At 44.5% G+C, this 12513-nt stretch carries 10 protein-coding genes; 5 read left to right on the top strand and 5 right to left on the bottom strand.

Annotated features, from left to right (window positions below; translation table 11 throughout):
• The 3 genes from DW205_RS09590 to DW205_RS09580 all read right to left on the bottom strand — a co-directional run.
• The coding region (locus DW205_RS09590) for a glycosyl transferase family 2 (RefSeq protein WP_233523145.1) at positions 1 to 299 on the bottom strand (299 nt) is incomplete at its 3' end.
• 65 nt (positions 300 to 364) lie between these two features.
• Positions 365 to 1228: a hypothetical protein gene (locus DW205_RS09585; protein WP_005863693.1), complete on the bottom strand. Its 864-nt coding sequence runs from the start codon at positions 1226 to 1228 to the stop codon at positions 365 to 367.
• Positions 1229 to 1243: 15 nt separating this feature from the next.
• Positions 1244 to 1678, bottom strand: a complete 435-nt coding sequence (locus tag DW205_RS09580) for a hypothetical protein (protein WP_005863694.1) — start codon at positions 1676 to 1678, stop codon at positions 1244 to 1246.
• 611 nt (positions 1679 to 2289) lie between these two features.
• On the opposite strand from DW205_RS09580, the gene DW205_RS09575 reads away from it, so the two are divergent.
• The gene (locus tag DW205_RS09575) at positions 2290 to 3729 is read left to right on the top strand and encodes an IS66 family transposase (protein WP_008777699.1); all 1440 of its coding nucleotides are present in this window, start codon (positions 2290 to 2292) and stop codon (positions 3727 to 3729) included.
• Positions 3730 to 3915: 186 nt separating this feature from the next.
• Positions 3916 to 5292, top strand: a complete 1377-nt coding sequence (locus DW205_RS09570; RefSeq protein ID WP_005863698.1) for an MATE family efflux transporter — start codon at positions 3916 to 3918, stop codon at positions 5290 to 5292.
• A gap of 44 nt (positions 5293 to 5336) precedes the next feature.
• On the opposite strand, the gene DW205_RS09565 is transcribed toward DW205_RS09570, so the two are convergent.
• Together DW205_RS09565 and DW205_RS09560 are read right to left on the bottom strand one after the other, a co-directional pair.
• Positions 5337 to 7004 carry a RagB/SusD family nutrient uptake outer membrane protein gene (locus tag DW205_RS09565; protein ID WP_005863701.1) on the bottom strand — a complete coding sequence of 556 codons (1668 nt, stop codon included), beginning with the start codon at positions 7002 to 7004 and terminating at the stop codon, positions 5337 to 5339.
• A gap of 16 nt (positions 7005 to 7020) precedes the next feature.
• Entirely contained in the window at positions 7021 to 10035 is a 3015-nt protein-coding gene (locus tag DW205_RS09560; RefSeq protein WP_005863703.1) for a TonB-dependent receptor, read from the bottom strand.
• 213 nt (positions 10036 to 10248) lie between these two features.
• Here DW205_RS09560 and DW205_RS09555 point away from each other — a divergent pair, with 213 nt between their 5' ends.
• Genes DW205_RS09555 through DW205_RS09545 form a run of 3 tightly spaced genes read left to right on the top strand, consistent with a single transcriptional unit; the run spans position 10249 to position 12478 of the window.
• Complete coding sequence (locus DW205_RS09555) at positions 10249 to 10860, top strand: RNA polymerase sigma-70 factor (RefSeq protein ID WP_005863705.1); 612 nt, start codon at positions 10249 to 10251, stop codon at positions 10858 to 10860.
• Positions 10861 to 10883: 23 nt separating this feature from the next.
• Complete coding sequence (locus DW205_RS09550; protein ID WP_121963080.1) at positions 10884 to 11885, top strand: FecR family protein; 1002 nt, start codon at positions 10884 to 10886, stop codon at positions 11883 to 11885.
• A complete protein-coding gene (locus DW205_RS09545; RefSeq protein WP_233523144.1) occupies positions 11882 to 12478 on the top strand; it encodes a RagB/SusD family nutrient uptake outer membrane protein in 597 nt (198 codons plus the stop codon). Before DW205_RS09550 ends, DW205_RS09545 begins: the two co-directional genes overlap by 4 nt.
• The last annotated feature ends 35 nt before the right edge of the window (positions 12479 to 12513 follow it).

Raw genomic sequence — 12513 nt, 5'->3', positions numbered from 1 at the left:
GATAACAACCCTACACGTAAATCACATTTATTGCGGAACATTGCGTCTACAAACAATAAAAGGGCATAAATAATAAGAGGCACCAGAAACAAGCGGCAAAAGAATGAACAGATAACCAATAGACAGACTGAAAACGTGAATAATGCCGGTAAGCAATGTACCAGCTTCTTTTTCTCGTTGCGGGTACCACCGGTCGTCAAGGACGAGGTCATGGCGTAATTGATCGCCTTCTGGATCGGGAAAAACGAGACATACGCCTTATCCGGACCACCGAACACATCCACCAAATAATGATTCAACGAGTCATGTACATGACAAAAGACTGTTTAACTTCAGATTGTCAAACAGTCTTTTTAGCGATTTTTCAATGCTCATCTTCTTCCGGCGGGTAATTAGAATATCCATATCCTTTCTCTTGACGTGATATTTGAGTTTTCCATCTCTCCCACTTCGGAGATTTAAATACCTCATCTGGAATGGTTCCAGATAGCCTATTTCCCCACAAATGAGGTACCAAACAATCATCATCATCTGTGAAAAAAGACCATGGAAACGATGTAAAGCAGTTATAGCTCAGATCGATGCCACTAATACCGCTTGATTCATCACTATTTTCATAAAACCGCAACGTCTCCGGTACCTCACCCGCAAACTTATTGTGTTGCATCATATAGACACCCGATTTGGGAAGATTGCCGAACTCTTTTGGTATTTCAGTAAATTCATTGAAATAAATTTGCATCACTTCTATATTCTTTAAATTGCCAATTTCTTTAGGCAATGCGCCACTTAAAGAGGTAGAAGAAACGACAAGACTTTCCAAATTAACTAAATTTCCAATCGTCTTTGGAAGCTCTCCATACAAACCTTTCCCATAAAGACTCAAACTTCTCAACTCCACTAAATCTCCAATCTTATCTGATAAAATACCACTTGAACCATCCTGCATCACAAAACCAACTACCCGATATTCATTCATAACAGTGTCTAGGGCAGCAGTCACACCACCCCATGTCTGTATGTTTTCCAGATCCCAATCAACCAGTGTCCAACCCTCTCCATGCGCCTGTTTATAGATGTCCACCAAAGCCAGACTGTCTTTCACGTTCAAATAAGGTTTTGCAGGTGTAGGTATTTCCCTTCGTTCATCATCAGAACAACTGCAAACCAGCATTAATAATGCGATTATACTCAACCAGCATTTTTGTTGTCTTCTTCTAAAAATCATATCTATATTTCATTTTTAATACTTTGAACTTCTACATCTAGAGAGTAAGGAAATTCGTATTTCTCCTCTGGCATACACTAAAGATTTTTCCTTCCGCAATACACGATATTGATATACGATAATAAGAGTCAACAGAACGGAAATGACAAACAAACCGATTACCTGTTGATTCGTTTTTCCTATCTTTAGTTGGTTATTTATGTTCAACAATCTCTCATGATCGTACTTCACTTGGACTTCTGCTAACTTTTTGGCATGATTTCCTCCCTTCTCAAAAGAATCCATCGTATTTTGAATCAATTCATCCGAGGAACGGATATTCAACGAATCCGGATACTCCCACATCACTGATTCCGCACGAGATAATTCCACAGGTAGTGTTTTTTCTTGGCGTATGCAAGAAAACAGGGTGGCAAAAAGTAATAAGATCAATCCTAGTGTTGTTTTCATTTAAATTATATTTACAAGATAAATGCAAGTTATAAATTTTATTTTACAAACACCAATAAAAGTGTTTGTTTTTCAATTAATATTTACCTCAATTAATTTTGAGATACTATTAGCCAGTAGGGAGACGCAGCACGCTACATCTCTACAGGTTGTATTGTATTTAAAATATTAGCATACAAATATTTGCGGTTTTTTATGGTAAAAAACAAAAGTTTATCAAGCAGAAAACTTTTGTTTCCCTATATAGAAACTAAAGTTTCTTCAGCACGAAACTTTTGTTTTCCCTAATAGAAACTACTTTTACATATATAGGCACTACGACACACGAACCTAAACGATAATTTGATTTCTTGCGTTTCCGTATGCGTCTCCGCAATGCCGTCTTTTTTCATAATTATCCATACCTTTACCCCATGAATTACGGGCGGATAATAACCATGTTGGAAGAACAGTTGCGCTTTTCTAAAACTCAGAACGCACAACTCATCGAACAAAACGCAAGACAGGCAGAGCTGATCGGCCGGATGGCTTCTCAGATCGAGACATTGACCGCGTCCGTTCACTCACTCGAGTAGGCTTTACTATCCAGGGACGCTTCCCTGGAACAGGCATTGGTTACTAAACGTGCGTTAGGAAAATTAATAAGCAATAAATCAGAAAAGATTGTTACAGCCCCACCTCCCTGTTCGCCATCAGATGAGACACCCCCAAAAAAAGTAGCCCCCTCCGCCAAGGAACGTGGTAACAATAACGCCAAGCGCAAGGAGCATTTTGACATGGAAGTGCGGGAACACGACATTTATCCTTCACGGTCCGGTTTCCAGCCCGAGCTTGGCAAGTTCCTGAAAACCGTAGACTCCATCCGCTATGAGTTCGTTCCTCCCCGTTTTATCAAACATATCCATCACCTGCATTATTATCAATACCGGGGAAATATCATATATGGCAATCTTCCTGCCACGCCCCTGCTCAATTCCTCTTATGACGCTTCCTTTATTGCCGGCATACTACAACTGCGTTATATCTACTCCATGCCGGTGGAAAGGATTATCAAGTTTTTCGGCGAAAGCGGTTTCGAAATAAGCAAATCCACCGCGCACGGACTGATAAAAAAAACAGCGTGGTTGTTCGACTCTCTGGAGCAGGCCCTGGGGGAAGCGGTCCGTCAGGATGAATATCTGCATATGGACGAGAGCTATTACACGGTATTAGAAAAGGGAGGCAAGTCCTCTACGGAGAAAGCCTCTCGCAAGGTCTATATCTGGGCGGCCCTGGCCAGTCATCTGAGGCTGGTCCACTTCTTCTATGAGAATGGTTCCCGTGCCAGAAAGGTCTTAACCCAATATATAAAACCGGATTATCGGGGAGCCATTCAAACGGATGGTCTGGGAGATTATAAAATACTGGAGACGGACGAATATCCACACGCCGTGCGTCTGGCATGCTTTCAGCATTGTAAACGAAAGTTCCTTGACATTAAAGAAAACAAGGATGCCCGAGAAATCATAGAAATCATCAATAAGCTCTATCAAAAGGAACACGAGATGCCCGCGGGATACTCACCGCGGCAGATAATGAAATACAAAAAGAAGCACGCCTCTCCTATATTAAATGAATTAAAGCGGAAACTGCTGGCCATACAAGCGGAGAAGTCGACCTTACCTAAAAGCTCTTTGGGGAAAGCGGTGAGTTATGCCCTCAAGGAATATCCCGCGTTGTCGAATTATATACTTGCGCCGGAATACGAGCTGGACAACAATGCGATTGAGAGAATAAACCGGTACATCAGTTTGAGTAGGAGAAACTCACTCTTCTGTGGAAGTCATCAGGGCGCAAAGAGAGCCGCACTGATATATTCACTGGCATGCTCATGCAGGATGAACAATATCAATACTTTTGAATACTTTAAAGAATTACTCAACAAGGCTGTCTCACTGAATCCGAATACCGATAAAAATGTGTTGAGAGAATTACTGCCCGACAAATGGAAAAAAGATAGCAACGCAGAGACGCTTACCGTTTTCTATCAAAACATGGTAGATAAAGAATGATAATTGTAGATATTTTCTATCTACAACCACTATATAAGATGTTTATTTATAAGGCATATAAGAAGGAATTGTAGATGTGGTAGATATTAAGTGTTTTTTATTAACTGGTAATTTATGGAACTCGATTATATAATCCAACAAGTTCTTGTAACTTTGCAGCCATTTTAATTGAAATCCCGATTGAATATGAAGAACAAATACGAGGCTAGGCTAGGTACGGAACGTATGCTACCGCTGGTTTTCAAAATGGCGCTTCCGGCGGTAGCGGCCCAATTTGTCAACTTACTTTATAATATCGTAGATCGTATCTATATCGGGCATATTCCCGAGATCGGGACAAACGCTTTGGCTGGTATAGGGGTGACCACCTCCATCGTGATCTTGATCTCTTCTTTCTCCGCTATCGTGGGAGCGGGAGGTTCACCGTTAGCGGCTATCGCTCTCGGGCAGGGCGACCGGGAACGGGCCGGAAAAATAGTGGGAAATGGATTTATATTGCTTATCCTATTTACTATATTCACTTCCCTCATCACCTATACCTTCATGGAACCGATCCTGCTTTTTACAGGAGCATCAAAATATACGTTAGGATATGCGGTGGATTATCTCTCTATTTATTTACTGGGCACTCTGTTTGTCGAGATATCCACGGGCTTGAATGCCTTTATCAACGCACAAGGGCGTCCGTCTATCGCTATGTGCTCGGTTTTGATCGGGGCTTTATTGAATATCGTATTAGACCCTATCTTCATTTTCTGGTTGGATATGGGGGTAAAAGGCGCCGCGCTCGCCACGATCCTATCACAAGCTTGCAGTGCCATATGGGTATTGAGCTTCCTTTTCTCAAGACGTGCCTCCTTGCCTTTGGAAAGGCGGTATATGAGACTGGACCGAAGAATCGTACTCTCGATGTTCGCTTTGGGAATTTCTCCGTTCATCATGGCCAGTACGGAGAGTCTGGTGGGTTTCGTCTTGAATAGTAGTTTGAAAAATTTTGGCGATATCTATGTGAGCGCATTGGCTATCTTACAGAGTGCCATGCAATTCGCTAGCGTACCGCTGACCGGTTTCGCCCAAGGATTCGTACCGATCATAAGCTATAATTACGGACATGGAGACAAACAGCGGGTGAAAGATTGTTTTCGTATCGTGCTAATCGTTATGTTCTCTTTCAACTTGATACTCATGCTATTCATGATCTTATTCCCCTCAACCGTAGCCTCCGCTTTTACAAGCGACGAGGAGTTGATCGATACCGTCCGTTGGGTCATGCCCATCTTCTTGGCGGGTATGACGATTTTTGGCTTACAACGAGCTTGCCAGAATATGTTCGTAGCGTTGGGACAAGCTAAGATATCTATCTTTATCGCCTTGCTTCGTAAAGTAATCCTCTTGATTCCTTTGGCATTACTATTACCTCATTTTATGGGGGTAACCGGCGTATACGCGGCAGAAGCCGTATCGGATGCCACGGCCGCTATTTGCTGTACGTTGTTATTTATATGGAAATTCCCGAAGATACTAGGGAAAATCAAGCAAAAAGAAGAAAGGGCTGCCCAATAACGGACAGCCCCCTGATAAAGCCTTAAAGATTAAAATGAATCGTATTAATATCCCGGATTCTGTGTCAAGTTAGGATTCAGGCTAAGGATATCGGCATAGATGGAGAATACCGTTGTATATCCCGTCTTATCCTCTTGATAATCCAGTGAGCTGGCGGAATGTTTCACGCCTACATAACGGTCTACCGTAGCCTCGGTAAACTTACCGAAACGGATCAAATCCTGCCGGCGTACGCCTTCCCACGCTAATTCAAGCATACGCTCGTCTAATAGCGTATCCAGCGTTACGTTTTGTAGCGGTTTAGCGCCTACACGGTTACGAACTTGGTTCACCTCATCGTCTCCATTCTGTCCCAGACGAATCTTGGCTTCCGCCTTCATCAGCAACGCGTCGGCGAAACGGAAGATCACGCAGTCATTTCCATGCAAGTTTCCACCATCCTGAGCATTCTGGTCGAACTCATATTTAGCCATGCGGGCACCGGCGGTCTTCACCAACAAACCATCGGAGGCATCCATATATACCTTCGGGGCGTTCGGCTCATATTTCAAAGGCACTTTCTGTCCGTCCCATTCCGTATAGATCGTCTTTCCATCCGGGCCGGTCACCTCGCCCGTAAAATAAGTAAGCTTACAACGAGGATCCTCATCCGCCGTACCGAACTTAAACACGTTCATCGCCTTCACCGTAGCGCAAGAGCCATTCCATCCGGATTGGCCGTAAGCCGTAGCATGATCATAATGGCGGGTACGTACCACGTTATAGTCCTTAGCGTCCGGATAAGCGACCGGGTCCATAGGAACCGTGAAAATATTCTCAACCGAGGTCTCGTTCGCTACGGCAAAATTCTCCGAGAAGTTTCCCTGCAATTTATAGCCCAAAGCCTCCAGCTTATCCACATAAGCGATCGTAGCTTCCCAAGCGTTCATCTCTTTACCGTCAACGGTAAACTTGATGTTCTTTCCAGCCGGACGATTGCCGTCCGTCCAATTGTCGTCCGCATAAACCTCCGCGTTCAACGCCAACTTAGCCAAGATCATATAAGCCACCGGCTTGGTAATACGTCCGTAATACTCACCTTTTTGGTTACTGCGGTTATCTGAAAGATAAGGCAACGCCTCCTCCAACTCCGAACGGACAAAGTTAAATACAACGCTACGCTCAGATTGCTTTACCTCAGACATCGGTGTCGTAGAGGAAGTTACCAACGGAACACGAGCGAACAAATCCAACAACTCATAATAGAAAAACGCACGGACCGCACGGACCTCTTCCAGATAAACCTTGAAATATTCCACGTCCGGTTGTTCCTCGGCAAAGGCTTGCAACTTATCAACACTCTGGTTGCATTTTCCAATCTGTTCATACAAGAAATCCCAAGAGTTCTTGGTCAAATCATTCATCGTGCCCCAACGGTGTAAGAAAATATTCTGCCATAAACCGCCATCTTCCCAGTCGCCAATACGGCAAGGAAGCATAGCCTCATCGCTGGAGAAAGTATTCAAGTCATATACATGACGGTCGTTACCCATGATCTTGAACATATTATTGTACAGGCTCGCAACCGTGTTTACATAGACCAACGTAGGGCTTTGAAACGCCGTCTCCTCATCAAACGCATCCGTAGGACGCTCTTCCAAAAAATTAGAACAGGAAGAAAATGCCGCGGCGGCAGCGGCTATCATAAAGCTATATATAAATTTCTTTTTCATGACTCTTTAAATGGATTTAGAAGTTAACACTCAAACCTAATGAATACGTACGGGATAACGGATAGAAACGTTTGTTATCCATACCTAGGTCATTATTATCTTTATCGACCGTCGTACTGTTAATCATCGGAGACAAACCGGAGTAACCCGTGATCGTAGCTACGTTGTTCACCGAGAATGTCACACGGATATTCTTCACGTATTTCTCGATCTTCTTGCAATCGATGTTGTAACCCAACGTAATATAATCGATATTCAAATAATTACCCTTTTCCAACCAATAATCAGAGATCGACTGGTCGTAGATCTTGCTTTCCGGAGCCTTAGCCAACGCGTTGTATGTAGGGAACTGGCTCAAGTTCATATAAGCTAGCGATGTACCGTTGAAGATCTTATGACCGAAAGCGCCGTTCATCTGCGTCATCAAGTCAAAGCGTTTGTAGCGGAAGCTGAAGTTCATTCCCAGATAATATTTCGGCATGGCTTGGCCGGCGATATAACGGTCGCCACCATCATTGGTATCCAAACCCTCTTTTCCATCGATCGTCTGATCCAAGTTGTAGATATAGCGGCCTTCGATAGCGTTTCCATTCTCATCCAAAGCCGGAGTCAAGCCCAAGCAACGAGGAATGTAGAACACTCCGACAGGCTGGCCTACCATCTGATAAACCACACGGTTGTTTCCTACGAAACCGGCACCACTCATACTGGACAGATCCATATATTGTTTCGCCTGCAACTCTTGTCCCATATAAGAACCGCTCAAGGAGTTCAATTTATTCTTCTGGTAAGAGAAATTCACGCCCATGTTGAAGTCGAAGTCTTTGGTCTTCACGATACCACCGCTTACAGCCAATTCCACGCCGGAGTTGGTCATCTCTCCCAAGTTCGCCAATAATTCCGGATATACGAACGGAGGAACCGGAACCGCATATTTATACAACAGATCCGTAGTCTTGGAAGTATACCAATCGGCGGTCAACGTAAAGCGGCCATCGAGAATACCAGCGTCCACACCCACATCGAATGTCTTTTTCACCTCCCAACGCAAGTCCGGGTTCGAGTTACGTGTAAAGCCATAGGTAGCGGTAGAATTTCCATTGACGGAAGTCACACCGTTCGGGCTCATCAAAGCCAACGAGTTATAAGCCTCGATAGCATCTTGGTTACCGGTCAGACCATAACCCGCACGTAGTTTCAACTGGCTCAGCCAATCCACGTCTTTCAAGAAAGCCTCCTCATTCAACACCCAAGCGGCGGAAGCGGAAGGGAAGAAGCCCCATTTATTATTCATACCCAATTTAGAGGAACCGTCCGCACGTAAGTTCACGGTGGCGATAAAACGGTTGTCATACATATAATTGAAACGACCCATGAATGAGGCCAGACGATTCTCGTTTTGGAAAGAAGTCACGTCTCCGTATTTCACCGTACCACCCGCTTTCAGATTGTTATAACCGAAGTAATCCGTCTCAAAGCCACGGGCACCGGCGCTAAATCCCGTATAATGATATTTTTGTCCCTCTACCAAGGCCAAAGCGTCGATATGATGTTTCTCATTCAAATCCTTATTATAGGATAACTGGATATTACCCATCAAGATATTCTGCTTATTATCCGCACGGTAACCATGAGCGTCGGAAGTTTGCGTAATCGCCTTCAAATCTTTCGGGATATACTTCATGTTCTCCTTCACGTTATACGTATAAGAGCCGAATGCGCTCAGTTTCAACCCGTCCAGAATCGTCCAAGTCAATTTACCGTGTACGTTCACGTAAGCGTTCTTCTCACGATCCTGTATCTCAAGGCGTCCCAGCGGGTTCTGGATCTCGTTCGCATAGGGATCCTCATCCCATTTGCCATCCTCATTCTTATGCGTAGGGAAGGTTGGGTTGTAAGTGGCGGCCGAATAGAAAGTTTTCTCATAATCGTTCGTATAATCCACTTGTTTCAAGGAACCGAACATACCGAACTCGATTTTCAACTTATTGTTGAACATATTCTGGGAAGCGTCCAGTTTAGCCGTATAATTCTTCATACCGCTATTCTTGATAATACCCTGTTGATCGATCACGCCTACAGAAGCACGATAGTTCGAATCGTCGTTACCCGCGCCGAAAGAGATGTTATGGTTCTGCGTATAACCCAACTGCTCGATCTCGTCGAAGAAATTCGTATTACCTCCCATATCCAGCGGAGTCATGCCTAACGCCTTCGCCGTAGAGCGGAACTCATCGGCGGATAACATCTTCAAGTTCTTATAAACGTTACTGATACCGAAGTTGCCGTTATAACTCAACGTCTTCATACCGTTCTTACCTTTCACCGTAGTCACTACGATTACACCGGCGGCACCACGTGAGCCGTACTGAGCGGTCTCGGAAGCGTCCTTCAAGATCGTGAACGTCTCGATGTCGGCGGGAGCGATCGCGTCCAACATGCTCAAATCTCCGAATACGCCATCGATAATCACCAAGGGATCATTACCACCGGACAAAGAGGTCGTACCACGTACACGGATAGAAGGCTTAGAGGCAGGGTCGCCACCCGTCTTGGAGATTACCACACCGGCAACCTTACCTTTCAAGGATTCCAACGGCGTATTCACCACACCTTGGTTCATATCCTCTTTCTTGATACGCTCTACCGCACCGGAGATCGTACGCTTGCTACCGGTAGCGTAACCTACTACTACCACCTCGTCCAACGCCTCTACATCCTCGTCCAGAATGATATTCAGGTTCTGCTGTCCATTTACCGGGATCTCTTGTGATTTATAACCGATATAAGAGATGGTCAGAGTCCCGTCTTTCGGAGCTGCCAACGTGAAATTTCCGTCCATATCGGAAATCGTACCATTCGTTGTTCCTTTCACAAGGACACTAGCTCCAATAATCGGATCGCCGAATTTAGAGTCTTTCACTACACCTTTTACGGTAATGTCTTGAGCATAACTGCTAAAGGAAAGAAAAAGTCCCAAAAGAAGTAGGAACAAACCTCTTTCCCGCAAAGAGAAGAAATGCTTTTTCATGCTTTACAATTTAAGATTACTAAATTAATTTTATTTATTTCGTTTGCTTGATAAAACAACCAAGAGGGGGAATCCCCCCCTTCTCGGACATAAAATAATCTTACAGGAATAAAGGGCGGGTAAAAGCGGGCCTAGTTGTTATATAATAAATTGATTTGATCATAAAATAGAATACTTTTGTTACATTTGCCTCAATCTTTTATCTAAAGTGGTATGTGTGAGCAATTGTATCTAACGGATGATCGTCTTCTTTTCGATAAGATCAGAGGGGGCAACGCAAAGGCGTTCGAATACGCTTTTCGCAAGTTCTCTCCCCGTTTAGAGGCATTTGCCCAGAAATACACCAACGATACAAACGAGGCGGAGGATATCGTACAGGATGTATTCTTGAAATTATGGGAAAGAAGGGAGTTGCTGGATAACATCTCGCTGACCTCTTTTCTTTTCATGATGGTAAGGAATAGTTGTCTAAACTATTTAAAACACCGTCAGATAGCCGATTCGGTACAGCAACGGATACCGGATGCCGAGACTGCCGAGCGATTATACGCGGCGGATTTCGTACCTGACCCTTCTTCCTTGCTGATCCAAAAGGAACTGTCCGACTCGATCGATCAGATTATGGAGGAACTACCGCCCAAATGCAAGGAAGCGTTCGTTCTCAGCCGTCTGAACGGCTTGAAAAACCGGGAGATAGCGGAACATATGGCTATTACGGAGAAAGTGGTGGAGAAACACATTACCCGTGCCTTGAAACGATTCCGGGATGGATTAAGGCGTTATGCCTTATTACTGGGAACGCTCCTTAGTCTTTGGAAATGGTAATAAAGATTTAGTAAAACAGGAAAATGGAGAATAAACGATTCGAACATATAATTACACGGTATCTGAAAGGCAAGGCGACCCCGGAGGAAGAAGCGGAGTTGCTTCAAGCCATCCATGCCTCAAAGGAATGGGAGGCCGCTTTCCGGAAGCGAACCGCCGAATGGAATCCTTTGGAAGAGACTGAAGCCGATCCGGAAACGGACCGGAAATGGAATCGGATCGCTTCGATCATCACGCCCTCGGAATCTCAATCGCAAACCGAAGAGGCACCGGTTATTTCCTTGGTCTCAACTTCTTCCCGAAGAATATGGTTCTCGATAGCAGCGGTGGTCTTACTATTGCTTGTATCCGGAGTTACCGTCTATTTCTTGAATCAAGGCGGAAAAGCGGGAACAGGAAATGCCGAATGGCAAACGATTATAGCTGCGCAAGAGGATCGTTCGATCCTTTTACCCGATGGTAGTTCCGTTTATTTGAGAGAGAATTCCGAGCTAAGCTATCCGGAGGTCTTCGCCTCTTCCGTACGAGAGGTCAAAATCAAAGGAGAAGCCTTTTTTGAGGTCACTCCCAATAGCGAGCAGCCTTTTATAGTTGATGCTTCCGGCTTATCGGTCAAGGTACTGGGAACCTCTTTCAGCGTACAGACCTCCGATCAAGGAAACGAGATCTCCGTGATCTTGGTAGAAGGAAAGGTGAGCCTGAATAACGCGCATGAGAAAGAATTGGTACAGTTGCATCCGAACCAAAAAGCCGATTATTTCGTGAATGACGAACATTATACGGTAACGGAAGTTGATAGTGAACGGCTTACCTCGTGGAGAAAAGGGATCATCTTTTATGATAACGCTTCCCTAGATGAAATCGTACGCTTGATCGAACAAACCTATAAGGTCTCACTCATATACACACGTCCGGAAAACGATGATCAACGTTTCTCCGGCGCTTTTCTAAAGACACAAAAATTAGAAACCGTATTACAACAAACCAATAAACTCACGGGTACGAACTTGATTCTTATTCAATGAAGAGATACGCGCCACTGCTGTTAACCTTTCTTTTTCTCCCGCTGCTCTTCTCCTGCTTCGATCTGGAAGAAGACCTATACGACCAGCTGGAGAAAGAGGATTATTATACGGATTATGAATCCTTAATGGCCTCCGTACTCCGTCCTTATGAGCATGCGAAATGGGCGGAGACTAATTTCTCTTTCTGGCTGCAAGAGTTATCGGCGGATCAGCTCGTGATCACCCAAAAACGAGAGCATTGGGAAGACGGGGGCGTATGGCGTATGATCCACCAACATACATGGGACACGTACGAGAAAAACAGCGAGCAAATGTGGAACGCTTGCTACGGAGGTATCGGATATTGTAATAATACATTGGCGGATATCCAAGAGTTATCATATGATAACTTCGGACTCGCAGAGTCCGACAAGCGGCAGCATATCGCCGAGCTTACCGCTTTACGGGCTTATTTCCAACTTTTACTTCTGGATGCGTTCCGCATCCCCGCGATCTCCCTCACGACAGAGGAAGAGGTCGGTTCGGCTACCCCACAAGAAAATTTCCACTTTATAGAAGAGAGCTTATTAAACGCCATCCCCGATTTACCGTAAGTATTCGATAAACTCCCTCGTATATTGGGTAACGT

The sequence above is a fragment of the Parabacteroides sp. AM17-47 genome (assembly GCF_003434625.1).
Taxonomy (GTDB): domain Bacteria; phylum Bacteroidota; class Bacteroidia; order Bacteroidales; family Tannerellaceae; genus Parabacteroides; species Parabacteroides distasonis.
The sequence above is the reverse complement of the archived record's forward strand: the minus strand, read 5'-3'. Positions and strand labels throughout refer to the sequence as shown.

Bases quoted from the DNA above. Each gene is read 5' to 3' on its own strand.
- DW205_RS09585 (WP_005863693.1), bottom strand. From the start codon at position 1,228: ATGATTTTTAGAAGAAGACAACAAAAATGCTGGTTGAGTATAATCGCA.
- DW205_RS09580 (WP_005863694.1), bottom strand. From the start codon at position 1,678: ATGAAAACAACACTAGGATTGATCTTATTACTTTTTGCCACCCTGTTT.
- DW205_RS09570 (WP_005863698.1), top strand. From the start codon at position 3,916: ATGAAGAACAAATACGAGGCTAGGCTAGGTACGGAACGTATGCTACCG.
- DW205_RS09565 (WP_005863701.1), bottom strand. From the start codon at position 7,004: ATGAAAAAGAAATTTATATATAGCTTTATGATAGCCGCTGCCGCCGCG.
- DW205_RS09560 (WP_005863703.1), bottom strand. From the start codon at position 10,035: ATGAAAAAGCATTTCTTCTCTTTGCGGGAAAGAGGTTTGTTCCTACTT.
- DW205_RS09555 (WP_005863705.1), top strand. From the start codon at position 10,249: ATGTGTGAGCAATTGTATCTAACGGATGATCGTCTTCTTTTCGATAAG.
- DW205_RS09550 (WP_121963080.1), top strand. From the start codon at position 10,884: ATGGAGAATAAACGATTCGAACATATAATTACACGGTATCTGAAAGGC.
- DW205_RS09545 (WP_233523144.1), top strand. From the start codon at position 11,882: ATGAAGAGATACGCGCCACTGCTGTTAACCTTTCTTTTTCTCCCGCTG.